This is a genomic window from Providencia sp. PROV188, assembly GCF_027595165.1.
Lineage (GTDB): Bacteria > Pseudomonadota > Gammaproteobacteria > Enterobacterales > Enterobacteriaceae > Providencia > Providencia lanzhouensis.
This window is the reverse complement of sequence record NZ_CP097291.1, coordinates 3,307,471-3,327,924: the sequence shown is the minus strand read 5'-3', so window position 1 is coordinate 3,327,924 and position 20,454 is coordinate 3,307,471. Positions and strand designations below refer to the sequence as shown.

Here is a 20,454-nt window from a genome sequence, read left to right as displayed (position 1 = left end):
CAATTGTTGTGTTGAGTAATGTGAAAAGTAGTTAGGTATTAATCAAGTTAACCCCTTGGGAGATAAGTGATGGCTTATCTCCCTTTTTTATCTCAGTGCTGCGGGGATAATTGTTTCTTACTGGCGGTAGCGAAGAAAGTCTTCAAAATAAAGTTCAGTAATAAACCATAAGCTGGCAAGAAGAACAGCATACAAATTAATAACTTGAAGACGTAATCAACGAGAGCGATTTCCATCCAGTTTGCTGCCATAAACGGGTCGCTGCTTTGATAAAACGCGATAAAGAAGAACGCGATAGTATCAATCAAGTTACCAAAAAACATGGCGCAGGCGGGTGCTACAAACCAGCGTTTGTTTTGGCGCAGGCGGTTAAATACGCTGACATCCAAGATTTGGCCGAGGACATATGCCATAAAACTTGCTGCCGCGATACGCGCAACAAACAGGTTAAATGTCATGATAGCCGCGAAACCTTGCCATTCTCCTTGGAAAAACAGAGCAGAAATCACATACGAAATTAATAATGCTGGTAACATGACCGCAGTGATAATTCGACGAGCTAATGGCGCACCATAGATGCGAACCGTTAAGTCCGTAGCAAGGAATATAAAGGGAAAGGTAAACGCACCCCAAGTGGTATGAAACCCAAAAATATTAATGGGTAACTGAACCAAGTAGTTGCTGGATGTAATAATTAAAATATGAAATAACGATAGCCAAATTAACGCAGTGGCTTTTTGCTGCGGAGTAAACGTAAACATATTGTACCTTTTTAGTGGCAATGGGGTGAGGGAACCCATGAATAACATCCCTAAATTGGGAAGAGCGCATCATACTCTCGTTGCGCAACAAAATCAAAACTGTTCATCCACTGCGCGTGGCTTTACAATAAGCGCATTGATGACCAAGAGAATGTGGTGTTATGTCTGACTTATTTTCTAATCCAACGAAAACCCTTGATACGCTAGGGCTACGCTGCCCTGAACCTGTGATGCTGGTGCGTAAAACCGTTCGCAATATGGCGGACGGAGATACGCTGTTAATCATTGCAGATGACCCCGCTACCACCCGCGATATTCCTGGTTTTTGCCGTTTTATGGAACACGAACTGCTGGCGGTTGAAGCGGAGAATGCACCGTATCGTTATTTATTGCGCAAAAAAGCCAGCGGCCTGTAATACCTAGTCAGCGGCATTGATGAGAGATAGCCTTTTTGCTTCGCAGGAGGCTATTGTTGATGGGCGATCCATAAGAGCTTGAATTTCACTGAGTGATAATTCAGTGATTTTACTGATAGTTTCTATGTTTAAGCCAAGTTGTAGTGCATTTAAGGTTATCTCTTGTTGGCAGATGGCTTTACCTACTTTGAGCGCTGTTTGTAGTCCCACTGTGAATTCTTCCTCAAATCCTTCTACAAATCCTTGTGCAAATCCTTTCTTATATCCTTCATATCTTAAACGTGTGGCAATATTCATAACTATTTATCCCCGATGCTTACATAATTTGTTGTTTAATTAAGGGCTTGAATTTCACTGTCTGATAACCCAGTGAGTTTGCGGATAACGTCAATGCTTAAACCAAGTTGTAAGCTCTTTAATACAACCTGTTGTAAGGTTTCTTCTTTTCCTTTTTCTTTTCCTTCGTTTTTTAACCGCTGTGCAATATTCATAATAGTTTCTCGATGGTTTTCGGCTTGGTCGATTAATGTCTCGACAATGTATGTGTAGTAGGGTGAATCCATGATGATAAATAAGTAATTCAAGATAGTGATCACATCATCTTTGTCATTATAGTGGCTGTTTAATATTTGAACGAAGTGCTCAGTGACTCTCTGGTGGTCATTTCGTAGTTTTTTATGTTTCATTGCGAGTTCCATCACAGCGATTTTGCGGTGACTAACTATTTCGGTATCCTCAACTACGGTGATGTCCACCAACGGGAAAGGGCTGCTATACAGATCATGAGCTATTTCAGCGTGGGGCAAGCATTGTGTCCATGTACCTTCATAAGGATAGGGGGATGTTTCCCCATGATAAAACAGAATGGGGACAACGAGCGGTAAGGTTTTATGCCCTTGCTGTAGATGTTGATTCATTGCCATAAACGCGTAGTGCATTAAACGCCAGCCCATCAACTTGTCAGGTGTCGACTGATGTTCGACTAACAGATAGATATAACTACCCCTCGTTTTTGTTTGAACAGAATAGAGAACATCGGAAAACCGGGTTCTCAATTTGCTATCAATAAAAGCTGAATTAATGAGGGTAAGCGTATCGAAATCGCACAAGCGTTCAATGTGTTCAGGTAAATGAAGCTCAAAGAAATCTCGGGCATTACTCTGCTTTGTCATAAAGCCTTTAAAGGCGGCATCATGGGGTATTGAACTTGCATTATTAGTCATATCCACGCTCAGCAAATGTTGTCAATGACCGAGATATTACCCAATATTTCTGTGTGCGGGAGAAAAGTTAGTCTTAAATTCAGTTGGTGAATGGTTTGTGTAACTCTTTGCTATAACTGATTATTTTAGATTTCTTTCGCATAAAAAAACGCCGTAATGATGACCATTACGGCGTTGAGATATCAAACTAAAGAAAGGCTATTTTTTGATTTCGGGCAACTTAACGCGCAGTAAGCGAACCGCGTTGGCTGTGACTAATGCCGTGGCGCCAGAATCCGCTAACACAGCAACCCATAACCCAGTGATACCTAACAAGCTCGTTACCAAGAAAACGGCTTTTAAGCCTAAGGCGATAGTGATGTTCTCGCGGATGATCTTCCGTGTGGCTCTGGATAATGCGACGATTTCAGGTAATCCAGTCAAACGGTTATGGGTTAAAGCGGCATCCGCAGTTTCTAAAGCAACGTCAGTACCGCCACCCATTGCAACACCAATGCTTGACGCTTTCATGGCTGGAGCATCGTTGATACCGTCACCTACCATCATGGTGTTGTGATCGCGATTAAGCTCCATCACCGCGGTGACTTTATCTTCTGGTAATAATCCTGCACGGAACTCCATGCCTAGCTGATTTGCGATGGCGCTGGCGGCACGTGGGTTATCACCTGTTAGCATCACGGCATTAACATTCAGTGATTTCAACATAGCCATTGCATCAGCAGCATCGCCACGTAAGGTATCCTGCAGGGCGGTTAAGCCGATAACTTGGTCATCTTCTAACGTGACGACAACCGTTTTACCTTGCGCCTCTAACGCTTCTACTTTCGCTTGCCATTGGCTGCTTAATGGAGGCTCAACCCTTGATGGTGCGCTGACTAACACTTGTTTACCATTAAAAGAGCCTTCAACCCCTTTACCTGCTAGTGCTTTACGCTCTAACGCTTCTTCAACAGTGATAGATAACTCTTCAGCTTTGTTGACGATAGCTTTAGCCAGTGGGTGATGAGAGCCGACTTCAACTGATGCAGTGATACGAATTAACTCGCTTTCACTCAGACCTTCAACGGGAACGATATCGGTGACGTGTGGTTTGCCTTCCGTTAGTGTGCCCGTTTTATCCAGTGCAATTGTAGTGACAGTTCCCAATTGTTCTAATGCAGCACCACCTTTAATTAAAGCTCCACGGCGAGTGGCGGTTGCCAGTGCTGAGGTGATTGCTGCAGGGGTTGAGATAACCAATGCGCAAGGGCAACCAATTAACAACAGAGTCAAACCACGGTAAATCCAAGTATCCCATGCTGCACCGAAGAACATTGGCGGGATCACTATCACTAAGGCCGAAATCAGCATGATAATTGGAGTATAGATGCGGCTGAAGCGGTCAATAAATCGCTCAATTGGCGCACGACGCTCTTCTGCTTCTTCAATCAGTTGCAAGATGCGGTCGATAGCATTTTGACCTTGCTCTGATACCACTTCCATTTGTACGGCTTTATCGACAGACAAACAGCCCGCAGCCACTTTTTCCCCAGCACTGCGTTCTACAGGGACGGATTCACCCGTTAATGCGCTTTCATCAAAACTCGCAAATCCTGCAACCAGCACCGCATCGGTTGGTAATCGACCACCTGGTGCAATTTCAATGATGTCACCAGGGCGTAACTGTGCCACAGGAACTGACGTTTTTTGTCCATCCTTGATAAGCACGGCATCTTCAGGGACTAAAGCCATGAGTGCGCTAACACCTCGGCGAGCGCGTCCCGCAGAGTAGGACTCAAGCATTTCACCCAGCATAAACAGCAAGATAACCATGGCGGCTTCTTCAGTTGCTTGGATGAAAATCGCCCCTACAGCGGCAACGGTCATCAAGGTTTCAATTGCAAATGGTGTACCAGTACGAATCAAACGTAACGATTTACGCGCGATAGGGTATAACCCAAATAACGTGGTTAGGATAAACGCCACGTTACCTAGCTGTGGATTAACAAACTCAAGTCCCCAGCTGATTGCCATCAGGATAGCTAAAATGATGACGGGCTTCGCTTCACTCAATAAGCTGGGTGGCGGTGCTGATGTTGCACTAGCGCTACCCACATCATGTAGTTCGTAACCTGCGGCTTCAACAGTTGAACGAACGACGGCAGTGACGTCTTTGTCAGCGTCCACGACGAGTTTTTCAGTGGCAAAGAGGACTTTGGCTTGAGCGACTTCGCGAATTTGGGAAATCGCGTTTTCGATTTTAGCAGCGCAGCTTGGGCAGTCCATCCCGCGTACAATCCAGCTAAAACGCTGTTTAGCGGTTTGGGTAGGCTCTACGTCATCATTTGCAGCGGATGTTGAGCTGCAGCAGCTACCATGTTGATGGGATTTTTCATCGTCATCATCATGAGCATGATTTTTGTCATCGCCATGATGATGTTCATGGGATGATGCGTCATGGCTCACAGCTTTGCTATTCTCTACGGCTGCGGATGCGCAAGTGTTTCCTGAGCAGCAAGACGTGCTGTGTGCATGGGTATCTTTATGAGAGTGTGAGTGCATAAGCGCCCCCTTTTTCTAGATGCGTTTTTAACCATGTTCTCTAATTAAGGTTAAGTCTACACTTTGGAGTAGACTCTAGAGTCAAATGAAAAAGGGGAAGCCAATTGATAAAATTCTCAAATAGCACGTTTTATCAATTGGCGGGGAATTATAAATAAATGGCGCGAACAATAAAGAACTGACCGAGGAAGTAGAATGCGGCTACAACTGCTTTAGAGGCTTTGAATGGAAAACGGAAATGGGCAATTAGCCAGATGCAGTGAGATAAAAACAGCATAGAAGCGCCCACCATAATCGAGAAATTAAATTCTCGACCTAAGCCAAAGTATTGGTCTCCTGCCACCCACATCATAATCATGCTCATAATAATAGAGGCGAAAACTACAGGCTGTTGGCTTTCCAGTTTTCCCCAAATCAGCACCAAGGTGACGGCTGCGATAGCGATAGGGACGATAAGCCAAGGCAGATACAGACCAAAGTTGAATTGCATTCCAAAGCTAATGGTGTAGACCAAATAGCTTAAGAACATGAGCCCCAAAGAAGTAAGCAAGTGCTCACTAGAAAACATTCTCGAAAGGTCGGCAACTAAGGAAAGCGCCAAACCGCCTAAAATCAGATAGGTTTGCGCATTTAAGTCGTCAGAACTCCATCCCCAGAATAGTAGAAGAAGTAAAGTGATAGGGCGGAATAACCAACGTTGCCACTCAGGACCACGATAGGCTGCATCAACGTACAGCCAGCCAGAAAATAAAACAGCGAGGAATGGCCAACTAATCATACACATATCCTTAAAAGTTTCTGGAAAAGAGAAATCACCAAGAGCGATTAAATATAAATGAACTATACCGTGTCTCGCATAAATTGTATGGCGTTTATCTGCAATTTGAGCGATAGAGGGTATATACTTATGATAATTCTAAGCTAAATATATAAATTATGAATAAGCCAATTCTCTTAATTATTGTTCTTGCGATTATCGCCGTGTTAGCCACTAAGCGTTTTTTTGACCAAAAGAAACAAAATGAAATTAACGATAATTCATTACCTGTCAGTCAGTTAGTGCTCGTGAAAGAGAAAAAAGATTACCCTTATCCAAATATGCGTTCTCGGGAGCGCGATGTGGTATCCCCTGAAACTTTTCGCTATGAACTTTATTTTCAGACTCAAGCTTCAGGAGAAACGATTAAGGTGATCGTCAGCGAAGAGCAGTACCAAGGTGTTGAATTGGGTGCTAAAGGTAAGCTAACCCTACAAGGTACGCGATTTATTCGCTTCGAACCTTCTGAATAATCGGTTATTTCTTTTTAGCGGCTTCAATGGCCGCTTTTGTTTTCTTATGCATGGCGAGCATTTCAAATACGCCAAAAAAGAAAATTTTTGTCTGCTGGAGCCCTGTTAGCTTTTGATCTTTCGGTAAGCTAGCTTTCAGGAAAATAGTCTGCAATGCATGCATGAAAATCATAAATACCATTGCGACATCCATAAAATATTTCAATGGCTTAGGGAATGGATGCACAATATTAAAGATCATAAAGCCCCAAACACAAATCATAAGCAGACGTCCGATATTAATCAGCATCTTTTTCTCCCTGCATACTTGATGAATGAACAGATTGACGAATAAACAGACGATACGCAACTTGGCCAGCGACCTTTTCACGGTGTAGCTGCCAGTTTGCGGGAATGTCAGTAAGTGGTAACTCCGCTTCTGACTCTACATAAATCCAGCTTTCATCAGCTAACCACTGATTTTTTTCTAGGAGCGTGATGGTTTCTCCAAGTAGCCCTTTACGAAAAGGAGGGTCGATAAATACCACATCACAAGGCGTTCCTATTTGGCTGAGAACGCTGAGACTGCTGTTATTAATAACGCTCGCATTATCAGCTTCTAAGCGAACTTTGTTCTCACTAAGAAGCTTGGCATTTTGTTTATCAAGTTCAATAAACGTGACGTGCTCGGCAAAGCGAGATAAGGCTTCAAAACCTAAAGCACCGCTACCTGCGAAGCAATCAAGACAGCGAGCATCACGGATCACTGGCATTAGCCAATTAAAGAGCGTTTCTTTGATGCGATCTGTGGTGGGACGTAAGCCCTCACTATCGCGTACAGGTAGTTTTCGCCCACGCCACTTACCACCAATGATACGAATTTGCCCCAAGGAGGCTGTTTGTGGTTTTTTTGCCATAATATGTATAGTTGCTTAGTTCATTGAGGAATGTATAAATTATTGGGGACTATTGTAGCGCTTCGGTTTCACGGTTTTAACAGAAAAATAAGAATAAATTGTCAGGATTTTTCTTTCAGATATGTGTTGCTGCGCGATGAAATGATAGACTGCATGTAATTTTATTGCGATTTAATTTTTAAACGCCATGTTTTTACCGCGAGGAGTGTAGTGGCTGATGGCTAAAGATAAGAAAAAAGGCTTTTTCTCATGGTTGGGATTTGGTCGTAAGAATGAAGAAGAAACCCAGCAACCTGATGTCGAACTGAAAAATGATGTTGTTCATGATACTGAGCAACAGGATGCCGCCACAGTAGAAGTTGAGCGCCAACATCAGGCAGAGCTTGATGCAATTAAAGCGGCGGAAGATGAAGCAGAGCGCCAATATCAAGCTGAACAAGATGCGATTACGGCTGCTGCTGAAGAAGCAGAACGCCAGCATAAAGCGCAATTAGAGGCGATGCGCATTGCGGCAGAAAATGCAGAGCAAGAGCGTCAAGCAGCAGAAGAAAAGCGTATAGCAGAAGAAAAAGCGGCTAGAGAAGCGTTAGAAGCCCAGGCTTTACGCCAAGCAGAAGAAGCCGCGGAACGCCAACGTCAAATCGAGCAGGCTGCGATTAAAGCTGCCGAAGAAGAAGTTGAACGTCAGCATCAAGCTGAGTTAGCCGTTATCAAAGCCGCAGAAGAAAAAGCGGAACGTGAATACCAAGCAGCGGAGGCCGCTCGTTTAGCGCAAGAGCAAGCTGATCGCGAACGACAAGAGGCGGAAATCACCCGTCTGGCTGAAGAAGAGGCAGAGCGCCAACGCCAAGCTGAACTCGCTGCTATCAAAGAAGCGGAAGAGAAAGCGGAACGTGAACGCCAAGAGGCGGAAGCGGCTCGTTTAGCGGAAGAAGAAGCTGAGCGTCAGCGTCAAGCTGAACTCGCTGCTATCAAAGAAGCGGAAGAGAAAGCGGAACGTGAACGCCAAGAGGCGGAAGCGGCTCGCTTAGCGGAAGAAGAAGCTGAGCGCCAACGCCAAGCTGAACTCGCTGCTATCAAAGAAGCGGAAGAGAAAGCGGAACGTGAACGCCAAGAGGCGGAAGCGGCTCGCTTAGCGGAAGAAAAAGCGGAACGTGAACGCCAAGAAGCGGAAGCAGCTCGCTTAGCGGAAGAAGAAGCTGCTCGTATAGCAGAAGAAGAGGCCGAGGCGGCACGTTTAGCAGAGGAAGAAGCAGCTAAAGCTCAGCCAGTTGAGCAAGAGAAACCGAAAAAAGAAGGCTTTTTCAGCCGTCTAAAGAAAGGCTTATTAAAAACACGTCAAAATCTAGGTTCGGGTTTCCTTGGTCTATTCAAGGGCAAAAAAATCGATGACGATCTTTTTGAAGAGCTAGAAGAGCAGTTATTAATTGCGGATGTCGGTGTTGAAACTACCCGTAAAATCATTGATAACTTGACTCAGCACGCTTCCCGTAAAGAGTTAAAAGATGCCGAAGCGTTGTACGGTAAGCTGCGTGAAGAAATGTCTGATATTTTAGCCACGGTAGACAAACCATTAGAGATCGAAGGTAAAAAACCTTATGTTATTCTGATGGTTGGTGTTAACGGTGTGGGTAAAACAACAACGATTGGTAAATTAGCACGTCAGTATCAATCAGAAGGTAAGTCCGTCATGTTGGCAGCGGGTGATACATTCCGTGCCGCGGCGGTTGAACAACTGCAAGTGTGGGGCGATCGTAACAATATTTCAGTTGTTGCTCAGCATACTGGTGCTGATCCTGCTTCCGTGATTTTTGATGCGATTCAATCCGCTCAAGCAAAAGGTGTCGATGTGTTGATCGCCGATACTGCAGGGCGCTTACAAAATAAAGCGCACTTAATGGAAGAATTGAAAAAAATCGTCCGCGTGATGAAAAAGCTTGATGAGTCAGCCCCTCATGAAATTATGCTGACCCTCGATGCGAGCACGGGACAAAATGCGGTTAGTCAGGCTAAAATTTTCAATGACGCCGTAGGTTTAACCGGTATTACACTGACAAAACTCGATGGTACAGCAAAAGGTGGCGTAATCTTCTCAATCGCTGATCAATTCGGTATTCCAATCCGTTATATCGGGATTGGTGAAGGTATTGAAGATTTACGCCCATTTAAAGCCGATGATTTTATCGAGGCTCTATTTGCCCGAGAGGAATAATTTTCGATGATCCGCTTTGAACATGTGAGTAAAGCTTATCGCGGTGGCCGCCAAGCGCTCCAAGGGGTAGATTTCCATCTACGCCCTGGGGAAATGGCATTTTTAACGGGTCACTCAGGCGCAGGTAAAAGTACATTACTTAAACTGATTTGTGGTATTGAGCGCCCAAGCGCGGGTCATATCCTGTTTAATGGTCATGATATCAGCCGACTAAAAGACAGAGAGATCCCTTTTCTGCGCAGACAGATCGGCATGATTTTCCAAGATCACCATCTGTTATTTGACCGCACAGTTTATGACAACGTGGCGATGCCGCTGATTATTTCTGGTGCAAGTAGCGAAGATATTCGCCGACGTGTGAGCGCTGCATTGGATAAAGTCGGTTTGTTGGATAAAGCGAGAAATTTCCCAATTCAACTGTCTGGTGGTGAACAGCAGCGTGTGGGAATTGCGCGTGCAGTGGTGAATAAGCCAACGATGCTTCTCGCGGATGAACCGACAGGTAACCTTGATAACGAGTTATCTGAAGGCATTATGCGTTTATTTGAAGAGTTTAACCGCGTGGGTGTGACCGTATTAATGGCAACCCATGATATTGCGTTGATTGAACGCCGTAATTTGCGTGTATTGACCTTAAGCGAAGGTCGGATGCTTGGAGGTCAACATGGCTAAGAATGTCCGCAAAGCGAAGCCAGAACGTGCCATGCAATCAAAAAGCAAAGCACTCAAAGGCGGCTGGCGTGAGCAGTGGCGCTACTCTTGGCTAAATGCACTGGCTGACATGCTACGTCAACCGCTGGCAACCTTTTTAACTGTGATGGTCATTGCCATTTCATTAGCGTTGCCAAGCCTGTGTTATATCGTTTGGAAGAACGTTTCCCAAGCAGCTGAACAGTGGTACCCGACGCCTCAGTTGACGGTCTATCTGGATAAGTCTCTCGATGAGCAAGGTGGACAAAATGTGGTGACTCAGCTTGAAGCCCTTGATGGTGTTGCTCATGTGAATTACTTATCTCGCGACCAAGCGATATCTGAATTCCGTAGCTGGTCTGGCTTTAGCACCGCATTAGATATGCTAGAAGAGAATCCACTGCCAGCGGTGGCAATTATCACCCCGAAACTGGATTTTGAAGGTTCGAATGCTCTAGCAACACTGCGCGACCGTGTCAGTCAAGTTAACGGCATTGAAGAAGTTCGAATGGATGATAGCTGGTTCTCACGCCTAGCGGCATTAACACGGTTGGTAGGGCAAGTTGCATCAGTGATTGGCATTTTGATGATTGTTTCATTGTTCTTAGTGATTGGTAATAGTGTGCGGTTAAATATCTTTGCCCGTCGCGATACCATCAATGTGATGAAGCTAATTGGTGCTACTGATGGCTTTATCATGCGGCCATTCTTGAATGGCGGGGTTGTGTTAGGCGCATTGGGTGCGGTGATCGCCCTCATTATGACATTCTTACTTGTGTGGCAGTTGTCTGATTTAGTGGCGCAAGTAGCAAGTGTATTTGGTACGCAATTCCACATTGAAGGGCTGTTGTGGGAAGAGGCTCTGTTGATTATTCTAATGTCTGCAATTGTGGGCTGGGTAGCAGCATGGCTGGCAACATTACAACACTTACGCCATTTCAGACCTGAATAATTTAATTGTTCCCATCGGTGCTAACTTATTGGTCCCGATGGGAAAAATAAATTTCTACGAACTTCTTTTCTAATTATGTGTCAGATATTGACCTGCGGTTAACTATTCTTGTATATAATTTATTTAACGCGGCTAAGCTGATAGACTACGGTTTGTCTGTATCGAATCTCTCCCATTTCAGTACAATTCATAGAGGATCTTAATGACCAAAGACATGCAATCATTAGCGCTTGTTCCACAAGGAAGTATTGAAGCTTACATGCGAGCTGCCAATGCTTACCCGATGCTGACCGCAGAGGAAGAAAAGGAACTGGCAGAAAGGCTGCATTACGATGGTGACCTCGAAGCTGCTAAGCAACTGATTTTATCCCATTTGCGCTTTGTTATTCACATCGCGCGTAGCTATGCAGGCTATGGTTTACCACAAGCTGACTTAATTCAGGAGGGCAATATCGGCCTGATGAAGGCTGTGCGTCGTTTTAATCCTGAAGTGGGTGTGCGTCTGGTGTCTTTCGCCGTGCATTGGATCAAAGCGGAAATTCATGAATACGTTTTACGTAACTGGCGTATCGTTAAAGTCGCAACAACAAAATCCCAGCGTAAGTTATTCTTTAACTTAAGAAAGAATAAAAAACGCCTTGGTTGGTTTAACCAAGAAGAGGTGGATATGGTTGCGCAAGAGCTAGGCGTGAGCACCAAAGATGTACTGGAAATGGAATCCCGAATGGCGGCGCAAGACATGGCATTTGATATGTCTGATGACGATGATAGCAGTGATTTCGGTGGACCTGTTGCACCCGTGCTTTTTCTTCAAGATAAGTCTTCTGATTTTGCCAATACCATTGAAGATGATAACTGGGAAAGTCACGCAACTGACCGTTTAGCTGATGCGTTAGCCTCATTAGATGAGCGCAGCCAAGATATCATTCGTGCTCGTTGGCTGGATGATGACAACAAAACGACGCTGCAAGAGCTTGCCGACAAATACGGCGTTTCTGCTGAGCGTGTTCGTCAGCTTGAAAAGAACGCCATGAAAAAGCTGCGTCTTGCTATGGAAGATGAAGACGACGAGATGTAATCTCTCGTGTTTATCAACGTTATCTGCATTTATTTCCGCTTTATTAGCCCGGAATTTAAATGCAGATAACTGATTCATTAACTGTTTTTGATAATTTTCGTTAGCGAGAATAGAGCTCTAAAGGTAGCCCATCTGGATCTGCTAAGAAGGTAAAACGCTTCTGAGTATACGGATCGATTCTTACCCCCTCACACACCACCTGATGTTGTGCCAAATAGGCAATCCATTCCTCGATATTATCCACTTCAAACGCTAAATGACGTAATCCAGTTGCTTCAGGATAACTGAGTCTTTTGGGCGGATTAGCGAAACTAAACAGCTCAATCTGATAATGCTCTCCAAAAGCTAAATCTGCTTTCCATGAGTCATTCTCTGGACGGTAATATTCTGAGAGAAGCTGCAATCCAAGGATCTGACAGTAAAAATGCTTACTCTTAGCAAAATCGGAGCAAATAATAGCAACGTGATGAATTTTATTAAGTTTCATACTAATGGCTCAATATTTAGCTGCCAATGATGAGTTTCTTCGGCGGGTTGAAAACCACAAGCAACAAGAAATTTCTCCAAAGCGATTTTGTTTTGCGGTTCCACGCCCTGCAAGTCAAAGATCCAATGGCGGATTTCAGGTTGTTGGCGGAAAATTTCCTGTAAAAGATATAACCCAACTCCGCGACGGCGAGTGATTTCACGGACATTAAAATCACAGATCGTACCTTGTTGTTGATAAATAACCACTTTAGCCGCTGCTAATAATCGCTCATTAAAACGCGCTCCATAAAAACGTACACCAGACTCAAGATTTTGTTCGAGTTGAGTTCGACTCTGGTCTAGCCAGATTTTCGATAAGTCGATGTATTGTTGCTCAGTAGGATTGACCAGAGGGATGATGGTAAGTCTCATGTTGTTTTGATCCATTTCATGGTGCATGTTGCACGCTATTCTAACAGCAGAGTGATCTGTAACCGATTTTTTAATTTCAAAGAGAAAAATTTGGTATTGATGAATTTTCCGAGTTTCCCTCGGATTAAGCCAAATTTAACCGGAATATAACACTAGCATTTACAAAAAATACACGTTTTATCATTAGCTTTTTATTCTGCAATTGATGTAAATATCTGCCTCATTCATTTGCTATTTAGCATAATTCTCTTGTTTAATAGTCTGAAATATATAGCCTTATTGGCTATATTTTGAAATATCAGGCATTGAACCTGTCACCTATAATAATTGATTATAAATCAATCACAAACACTCACAATCATACACAATATTGATGGCGGGGACGCACGAATGAAGAATATTAATAAAGCATTATTAGCGGGTTGTATCGCAATGGCATTAAGCCCAGCAGGATGGGCGAAAGAGATTAAAATTGCAGTCGTCGGCGCTATGTCAGGTCCCGTTGCTCAGTATGGAGATATGGAATTTACGGGAGCTCGCCAAGCTATTGCGGATATTAATGCGAAGGGTGGAATTAACGGCGATACATTGGTTGCCGTTGAATACGACGATGCTTGCGATCCAAAACAAGCGGTTGCGGTCGCCAACAAAGTAATTAACGATGGCATTAAACATGTTATTGGTCACCTATGCTCCTCCTCCACTCAGCCCGCTTCAGATATTTATGAAGACGAAGGCGTTCTGATGATTACCCCTGCGGCGACCAATGCGGATTTAACCACACGTGGCTACCAGTTGATCATGCGTACAACAGGTTTGGATTCTGACCAAGGTCCAACCGCAGCAAAATATATCATGGAAAAAATCAAACCTAAGCGTATTGCAGTGGTACATGATAAACAGCAATACGGTGAAGGTTTGGCTCGCTCAGTACGTGAAAGCTTGAACAAAGCGGGCGTGAAAGAAGTGATGTTTGAAGGGGTCACTGCGGGTGATAAAGATTTCTCTGCACTGGTCGCTAAGCTGAAAAAAGAGAACGTCGATTTTGTCTATTTCGGCGGCTACTATCCAGAAATGGGGCAAATTTTACGCCAAGCGAAACAATCGGGTCTGAACATTCGCTTTATGGGACCTGAAGGTGTGGGTAACTCCTCGTTGTCGAATATTGCAGGCGACGCCTCTGAAGGCATGCTGGTGACATTACCGAAACGTTATGACCAACTTCCAGCTAACCAATCCATCGTCGATGCGATTAAAAAGAAAAAAGAAGATCCAACAGGACCATTTGTATGGACAACTTATGCCGCAATCCAAGGCTTAACCACGGCGATGCAGCGTACAGGCAGCACGGAACCCGATGTGCTGGCGAAAGATCTGAAAGCTAATCCAGTGGATACCGTCATGGGGCAATTAAGCTGGAAGCCAAATGGTGACCTGAAAGGTTTCGAATTCGGTGTGTTTGAATGGCACAAAGACGGAACCTCTACTGCACAAGAGTAGCTCTCATCTGTATTGAGAAATGATATTCAGTGATGAGCTGGGAGCTTGGTAACGGGCTTCCAGCTTCTGCTCTCCATAGAGGGACAGTAGTTTGAAAGGATAATCTTATGTCAGACCAAATTCTGTATTTTATTCAGCAATTCCTCAATGGCCTAACGTTAGGAAGCACTTACGCGCTGATCGCTATCGGCTATACCATGGTGTACGGCATCATCGGGATGATCAACTTCGCCCACGGTGAAGTGTACATGATTGGTAGCTACGTTTCGTTCATTGTCATTGCGGGCTTAATGATGCTCGGTATCGATGTGGGGTGGATCCTCATTGCAGCGGCATTTGTGGCGGCAATTGTGGTATCAAGCTCCTATGGTTGGAGTATCGAGCGGGTTGCTTACCGTCCCGTTCGTCACTCTAAGCGCCTAATTGCGCTGATCTCAGCTATCGGGATGTCCATCTTCTTACAAAACTACGTCAGTTTATCTCAAGGATCCCGCGATCTAGCGTTGCCAAGCCTGATTACTGGGCAGTGGGTATTAGGTGAAAGTGATGGCTTCTCTGCCATTGTCACCAAAATGCAGCTGACTATCTGGATTGTGACCTTCCTTGCGATGCTGGCATTAACGCTGTTTATCCGCTATTCCCGTATGGGACGCGCTTGCCGTGCGTGTGCGGAAGATTTAAAAATGGCAAGTCTGCTGGGTATCAACACTGACCGCGTGATCTCTTTGACATTCGTGATCGGCGCAACGATGGCGGCGGTTGCAGGTGTATTACTAGGGCAATTCTACGGCGTAATTAACCCGTATATTGGCTTTATGGCGGGAATGAAAGCTTTCACCGCAGCCGTATTAGGTGGAATCGGCAGTATTCCTGGCGCGATGCTGGGCGGCTTGATCCTTGGTGTAGCGGAAGCCATGACCTCGGCGTATTTAAGTACGGAATATAAAGATGTCGTCTCATTTGGTTTATTGATTGGTGTTCTGTTGATCATGCCAACTGGCATTCTGGGTCGCCCGGAGGTCGAAAAAGTATGAGAAAAGAAAATTGGATCAGTGCCATTATTGCCTCCGTCACCTTCTTTATTTTAGCCGTATTTATGATGGGGCTAAAATTAGGACTCGATGGGACTAAGCTGATAGTGGAATCAGGGGGAGACGTTCGTTGGAATTGGATCTTTGTCGGCATCGCCATTATCTTTGTGTATCAATTAATTCGCCCTGCATTAAGCAAAGTGTGGCAAGGCGTACCCAAAAAATCGTGGGCGTTACCGGATTTTGACGGTGGCTCGCTTAGACAAAAAATTATTGGGATCGCTATCATTATTGGGGCGATCATCTGGCCATTTTTGGTGTCTCGCGGCAGCGTCGATATTGCCACATTAACCCTGATCTACGTGATGTTGGGGCTAGGCTTAAACGTCGTAGTTGGATTGTCAGGATTATTGGTACTCGGCTATGCGGGCTTCTACGCTATCGGCGCTTACACCTTTGGCTTACTCAATCACTATTATGATTTTGGTTTCTGGGAAAGCTTACCGATTGCCGGCTTAACGGCAGCATTAGCTGGGTTCTTATTAGGTTTCCCTGTGCTGAGGTTACGGGGTGACTATTTGGCGATCGTCACCCTTGGGTTTGGGGAGATCGTACGTATTTTATTATTAAATAATACGGAGATCACCGGTGGCCCTAACGGGATCAGCCAACTGCCAAAACCAACTTTCTTTGGCTTAGAATTTAGCCGTACTGCTAAAGATGGTTGGGACACATTCCATAACTTCTTTGGGTTAGATTACAACCCTGGTGACCGGATCATTTTCCTCTATTTTGTGGCGCTGTTGCTGGTGGTGATCACCTTGATCGTGATCAGCCGCTTGTTACGGATGCCATTAGGACGTGCGTGGGAAGCGCTACGTGAAGATGAAATTGCGTGTCGATCATTAGGCTTAAGCCCGACGCGCATTAAATTAACCGCCTTTACGATCAGTGCAACATTTGCAGGGTTTGCCGGAGCATTATTTGCTGCACGACAAGGGTTTATCAGCCCTGAATCCTTCACTTTTGCTGAATCAGCCTTTGTACTGGCGATCGTGGTGCTGGGTGGGATGGGATCGCAAATGTCGGTGATTCTAGCCGCGATCATCTTGGTAGTATCAAGGGAGATGATGCGCGATCTGAATGAATACAGCATGTTGCTGCTGGGGGCATTGATGGTGCTGATGATGATCTGGCGCCCACAAGGCTTATTGCCGATGCAGCGCCGTCAAATGAAGCTGAAAAATGTGCAGGGAGGCGGATCATGACGACGCCTATTCAGCCTTCGGCTGTACCGTTATTGCAAGTCAGTGGCTTAACCATGCGCTTTGGTGGTTTGCTTGCGGTCAACAACGTGGAGTTGACGTTAAACCAAGGGGAAATTGTTTCACTGATTGGTCCCAATGGTGCAGGAAAAACCACCATATTTAACTGTTTAACTGGATTTTATAAGCCAACGAGCGGGGCGATCCTCTATCGAGATAAGCATCTTGAAGGGCTTCCGGGTCAAGCTATTGCTCGCCTTGGGGTGATCCGTACATTCCAGCATGTTCGCTTATTCAAAGAGATGACGGTGATTGAAAACTTATTAGTGGCTCAGCACCAACATCTGAAAAGCGGTATTTTCTCAGGCTTACTGAAAACGCCAGCATTTCGCCGAGCAGAAGCCGAAGCGGTGGATAATGCGGTGAAATGGCTAGAGCGGGTCAATCTTTCTGAGTTTGCTAACCGCCAAGCGGGGAATCTGGCGTATGGTCAACAGCGTCGCCTAGAAATTGCCCGTTGCATGGTGACGCGACCTGAAATTTTGATGTTGGATGAGCCAGCGGCAGGGTTAAACCCGAAGGAAACTAACGATCTGGATGAGCTAATTGCGGAGCTGAGAACCCATCATAATGTCTCTATCTTATTGATAGAGCATGATATGAAATTGGTGATGGGCATTTCTGATCGAATTTATGTGGTGAACCAAGGAACACCTCTGGCGAATGGAACACCAAACGAAATTCGCCAGCATCCTGATGTGATCAAAGCCTACTTGGGAGAAGCTTACTGATGTTGGAATTTAAACAAGTTTCCACCCATTATGGGAAAATACAGGCGCTGCATGATGTCAGCTTAAATATTCAAAAAGGTGAGATTGTCACGCTGATTGGTGCCAATGGTGCAGGAAAAACCACGTTACTCAGTACGTTATGTGGCGACCCTCGCGCCTCCTCAGGTCAGGTGCTTTATCGCGGAGCGGATATTACTCAGTTACCGACACCACAAATTATGCGCAAAGACATTGCGCTAGTGCCGGAAGGTCGGCGGGTATTTTCTCGTATGACCGTTGAGGAAAATCTAGCGATGGGTGGTTTTTTTGCGGATCGCCACCAATATCTCGAGCGTATTGAACGGGTTTATTCGTTATTTCCACGGTTGCATGAACGTCGTAGCCAGCGCTCAGGAACCATGTCCGGTGGAGAGCAGCAGATGCTTGCCATTGGGCGGGCGCTGATGAGTCAGCCTGAATTACTGTTATTGGATGAACCTTCATTGGGGCTGGCGCCAATTATCATTATGCAAATATTTGACACCATTTTGCAGCTACGGGAAGAGGGGATGACCATCTTTTTGGTGGAGCAAAATGCCAACCAAGCACTGAAACTCGCTGACCGTGGGTATGTGCTAGAAAATGGGCATATTGTTTTGGAAGATACCGGAAAAGCCTTACTGGCGAATGAAGCGGTACGCAGCGCTTATTTAGGCGGATAGTTTAACCGTATCGTCAGTTAACAATCATCAAGCAAAAACACCCCATAAAATATATCGGATATTTATGGGGTGTTTTATTTGGTGGCGATTAATGCGGAAGGTTAAGTATGAAACGCGTGTATCGCCTGTAACGGCTATCAGCTTAATGTGAGGCTTCTCCCATTTTTGTTATTTGCTTGTTTCTGCATAGAAAATAAAATGTATATACAAGTTTTTGTGTAGAAACAGCATCCTAGTTATTGTTGTCTAACTTTTCTCCACATCCCTTCTCCACTGTTGCGACAAAAATTCAAATTTCAATGTATATACTTTGTGAATTAAATGTATATATATTTAATTATCAACTAAGCAAACAGGGCAAAAAGATCATTTTTAATCGTTCTTTTTTTTTATTTAATGAGTTGATTTAAATGTTAAATTCAAAGATTCCCACGGTGTGGGAATGATCTGTTAGCCACTAACTCAACAATGATAAATAACCGAAATTGTTAATTTTACGTTAAACCAAGTGGATGGATAGGGGATAAAAGAATGTTAAACCGTACAGATTCAACGCGCGTGATCCGTGCCCCGCACGGTAGCCAAAAGAGCTGCAAAAGCTGGCTGACTGAAGCCGTCTACCGCATGATCCAAAATAACTTAGATCCAGATGTTGCTGAGCATCCGCAAAGCTTGGTGGTGTATGGTGGCATTGGACGTGCAGCCCGTGACTGGGAATGTTACGACAAGATTTTAGATGTCTTAAAAACCCTCGAAGACGATCAAACATTGCTGGTGCAATCCGGTAAACCAGTCGGAGTGTTCCCAACTCATGTAGACGCGCCACGCGTTTTAATTGCTAACTCAAACATTGTTCCTCATTGGGCGAATTGGGATCATTTCAACGAATTAGATCGCAAAGGCTTGATGATGTACGGGCAGATGACTGCCGGCTCATGGATCTACATCGGTTCACAAGGGATTGTACAAGGTACCTATGAAACCTTCGTTTCACTGGCAAAACAGCATTTTAACGGCAACCCAGCAGGGCGTTGGATCCTAACTGGCGGATTAGGCGGTATGGGGGGCGCACAGCCTTTAGCGGCCACCATGGCTGGCTTTAGCATGATTGCGGTTGAGTGCGATGAAAGCCGTATCGATTTCCGTTTAAGAACCCGTTACGTAGACAAAAAAGCGACTTCGCTAGATGAAGCGTTGGGCTATATCGAAGAAGCCAAAGCGAGCGGTAAGCCAGTCTCCGTGGGTTTATTAGGCAATGCGGCGGATGTATATAGCGAGTTAGTCAAACGCAATATCACGCCGGATTCAGTCACCGACCAAACTAGCGCCCATGACCCTGTACACGGTTATTTGCCACAAGGTTGGACATTAGCCCAGTGGCGTGACAAGCAACAAACTGCGCCAGCTGAAGTGACGAAAGCCGCGAAGAAAAGCATGGCAGTGCAGGTGGATGCCATGCTGCAAATGCAAAAACGTGGCTCGGCAGCGTTTGACTACGGCAACAATATTCGCCAGATGGCCAAAGATGAAGGCGTGAATAATGCCTTTGATTTCCCAGGATTTGTGCCTGCGTATATTCGTCCGCTGTTCTGCGAAGGGATTGGTCCATTCCGTTGGGTGGCACTGTCGGGTGACCCAGAAGATATCTACAAAACCGACCAAAAAGTCAAAGAGCTGATCCCTGATGATAAACACCTTCATAACTGGCTGGATATGGCGCGCGAGCGTATTGTATTCCAAGGTTTACCGGCGCGTATTTGCTGGGTGGGACTGAAAGACAGGGAAAGATTGGGGCGCGCGTTTAACGAGATGGTGAAAAATGGGGAGCTAAAAGGCCCTATCGTGATTGGGCGTGACCATCTTGATTCTGGCTCAGTTGCCAGCCCGCATCGTGAAACAGAATCCATGAAAGATGGTTCTGATGCCGTCTCTGACTGGCCATTACTTAATGCGCTGTTGAACACCGCAGGCGGGGCGACGTGGGTGAGCTTGCATCACGGCGGCGGCGTTGGAATGGGCTTCTCGCAACACGCTGGCGTGGTGATTGTGTGTGATGGTACCGATGCCGCAGACAAACGTCTTGCTCGTGTGCTGCACAACGACCCTGCAACTGGCGTCATGCGCCATGCGGATGCCGGTTATGACATCGCCATTAACTGTGCGAAGCAGCAAGGTCTTAACTTGCCAATGGTCAAGTAATGTCGAAT

General features: G+C 45.2%; 21 protein-coding genes. 12 read left to right on the top strand and 9 right to left on the bottom strand.

Annotated elements, in window-relative coordinates:
• Positions 1–92 precede the first annotated feature (92 nt).
• Entirely contained in the window at positions 93–761 is a 669-nt protein-coding gene (locus M5X66_RS15260; RefSeq protein WP_036955987.1) for a 7-cyano-7-deazaguanine/7-aminomethyl-7-deazaguanine transporter, read from the bottom strand.
• Between the two features lie 161 nt (positions 762–922).
• Here M5X66_RS15260 and tusA point away from each other — a divergent pair, with 161 nt between their 5' ends.
• Positions 923–1,177 (top strand): sulfurtransferase TusA, encoded by a 255-nt coding sequence (gene tusA, locus M5X66_RS15255; protein WP_036955989.1) that lies wholly within the window; start codon positions 923–925, stop codon positions 1,175–1,177.
• A gap of 3 nt (positions 1,178–1,180) precedes the next feature.
• Here the strand turns inward: tusA and M5X66_RS15250 are convergent, their stop codons facing one another.
• From M5X66_RS15250 to M5X66_RS15235, 4 genes are all read right to left on the bottom strand, one after another.
• Positions 1,181–1,474, bottom strand: a complete 294-nt coding sequence (locus M5X66_RS15250; protein WP_036955992.1) for a hypothetical protein — start codon at positions 1,472–1,474, stop codon at positions 1,181–1,183.
• A 35-nt stretch (positions 1,475–1,509) separates the two neighbouring features.
• Positions 1,510–2,400 carry an Rpn family recombination-promoting nuclease/putative transposase gene (locus M5X66_RS15245; RefSeq protein ID WP_154609714.1) on the bottom strand — a complete coding sequence of 297 codons (891 nt, stop codon included), beginning with the start codon at positions 2,398–2,400 and terminating at the stop codon, positions 1,510–1,512.
• 198 nt (positions 2,401–2,598) lie between these two features.
• The gene (locus M5X66_RS15240; protein ID WP_270103690.1) at positions 2,599–4,941 is read right to left on the bottom strand and encodes a zinc/cadmium/mercury/lead-transporting ATPase; all 2,343 of its coding nucleotides are present in this window, start codon (positions 4,939–4,941) and stop codon (positions 2,599–2,601) included.
• A 148-nt stretch (positions 4,942–5,089) separates the two neighbouring features.
• A complete protein-coding gene (locus M5X66_RS15235; RefSeq protein WP_036956000.1) occupies positions 5,090–5,719 on the bottom strand; it encodes a lysoplasmalogenase in 630 nt (209 codons plus the stop codon).
• 158 nt (positions 5,720–5,877) lie between these two features.
• Here M5X66_RS15235 and M5X66_RS15230 point away from each other — a divergent pair, with 158 nt between their 5' ends.
• Positions 5,878–6,231 carry a DUF2500 family protein gene (locus M5X66_RS15230; RefSeq protein WP_036956001.1) on the top strand — a complete coding sequence of 118 codons (354 nt, stop codon included), beginning with the start codon at positions 5,878–5,880 and terminating at the stop codon, positions 6,229–6,231.
• 4 nt (positions 6,232–6,235) lie between these two features.
• On the opposite strand, the gene M5X66_RS15225 is transcribed toward M5X66_RS15230, so the two are convergent.
• Positions 6,236–6,520, bottom strand: coding sequence for a DUF1145 family protein (locus M5X66_RS15225; protein ID WP_036956002.1), 285 nt, complete (start codon positions 6,518–6,520; stop codon positions 6,236–6,238).
• Positions 6,510–7,127, bottom strand: a complete 618-nt coding sequence (gene rsmD, locus M5X66_RS15220) for a 16S rRNA (guanine(966)-N(2))-methyltransferase (protein ID WP_036956004.1) — start codon at positions 7,125–7,127, stop codon at positions 6,510–6,512. The genes M5X66_RS15225 and rsmD overlap by 11 nt, the downstream gene beginning before the upstream one ends.
• Positions 7,128–7,344: 217 nt before the next feature.
• Between rsmD and ftsY the strand changes: the two genes are divergently transcribed.
• The 4 genes from ftsY to rpoH all read left to right on the top strand — a co-directional run bounded on the left by ftsY (position 7,345) and on the right by rpoH (position 12,059).
• Complete coding sequence (ftsY, locus tag M5X66_RS15215) at positions 7,345–9,339, top strand: signal recognition particle-docking protein FtsY (RefSeq protein WP_154599760.1); 1,995 nt, start codon at positions 7,345–7,347, stop codon at positions 9,337–9,339.
• A 6-nt stretch (positions 9,340–9,345) separates the two neighbouring features.
• Positions 9,346–10,011, top strand: a complete 666-nt coding sequence (ftsE, locus tag M5X66_RS15210) for a cell division ATP-binding protein FtsE (protein ID WP_036956008.1) — start codon at positions 9,346–9,348, stop codon at positions 10,009–10,011.
• Complete coding sequence (gene ftsX / locus M5X66_RS15205; RefSeq protein WP_132496629.1) at positions 10,004–10,981, top strand: permease-like cell division protein FtsX; 978 nt, start codon at positions 10,004–10,006, stop codon at positions 10,979–10,981. The genes ftsE and ftsX overlap by 8 nt, the downstream gene beginning before the upstream one ends.
• Before the next feature lie 202 nt (positions 10,982–11,183).
• Positions 11,184–12,059 carry an RNA polymerase sigma factor RpoH gene (rpoH, locus tag M5X66_RS15200; protein WP_036956011.1) on the top strand — a complete coding sequence of 292 codons (876 nt, stop codon included), beginning with the start codon at positions 11,184–11,186 and terminating at the stop codon, positions 12,057–12,059.
• Positions 12,060–12,159: 100 nt separating this feature from the next.
• Here rpoH and gloA2 read toward each other — a convergent pair whose 3' ends face one another.
• Both gloA2 and panM read right to left on the bottom strand, forming a co-directional pair.
• Entirely contained in the window at positions 12,160–12,546 is a 387-nt protein-coding gene (gene gloA2, locus M5X66_RS15195) for an SMU1112c/YaeR family gloxylase I-like metalloprotein (protein ID WP_154599762.1), read from the bottom strand.
• Complete coding sequence (panM, locus tag M5X66_RS15190; protein WP_108478508.1) at positions 12,543–12,959, bottom strand: aspartate 1-decarboxylase autocleavage activator PanM; 417 nt, start codon at positions 12,957–12,959, stop codon at positions 12,543–12,545. Before panM ends, gloA2 begins: the two co-directional genes overlap by 4 nt.
• Before the next feature lie 390 nt (positions 12,960–13,349).
• Here panM and M5X66_RS15185 point away from each other — a divergent pair, with 390 nt between their 5' ends.
• From M5X66_RS15185 to hutU, 6 genes are all read left to right on the top strand, one after another.
• Positions 13,350–14,459 (top strand): branched-chain amino acid ABC transporter substrate-binding protein, encoded by a 1,110-nt coding sequence (locus M5X66_RS15185; RefSeq protein ID WP_036956015.1) that lies wholly within the window; start codon positions 13,350–13,352, stop codon positions 14,457–14,459.
• Positions 14,460–14,566: 107 nt separating this feature from the next.
• A complete protein-coding gene (gene livH, locus M5X66_RS15180) occupies positions 14,567–15,493 on the top strand; it encodes a high-affinity branched-chain amino acid ABC transporter permease LivH (RefSeq protein WP_036956017.1) in 927 nt (308 codons plus the stop codon).
• The gene (locus M5X66_RS15175; RefSeq protein WP_036956019.1) at positions 15,490–16,758 is read left to right on the top strand and encodes a high-affinity branched-chain amino acid ABC transporter permease LivM; all 1,269 of its coding nucleotides are present in this window, start codon (positions 15,490–15,492) and stop codon (positions 16,756–16,758) included. The genes livH and M5X66_RS15175 overlap by 4 nt, the downstream gene beginning before the upstream one ends.
• A complete protein-coding gene (gene livG, locus M5X66_RS15170; protein WP_036956021.1) occupies positions 16,755–17,546 on the top strand; it encodes a high-affinity branched-chain amino acid ABC transporter ATP-binding protein LivG in 792 nt (263 codons plus the stop codon). Before M5X66_RS15175 ends, livG begins: the two co-directional genes overlap by 4 nt.
• Positions 17,546–18,247 (top strand): high-affinity branched-chain amino acid ABC transporter ATP-binding protein LivF, encoded by a 702-nt coding sequence (gene livF, locus M5X66_RS15165; protein WP_036956023.1) that lies wholly within the window; start codon positions 17,546–17,548, stop codon positions 18,245–18,247. The genes livG and livF overlap by 1 nt, the downstream gene beginning before the upstream one ends.
• A 531-nt stretch (positions 18,248–18,778) precedes the next feature.
• Complete coding sequence (hutU, locus tag M5X66_RS15160) at positions 18,779–20,446, top strand: urocanate hydratase (RefSeq protein ID WP_270103689.1); 1,668 nt, start codon at positions 18,779–18,781, stop codon at positions 20,444–20,446.
• The last annotated feature ends 8 nt before the right edge of the window (positions 20,447–20,454 follow it).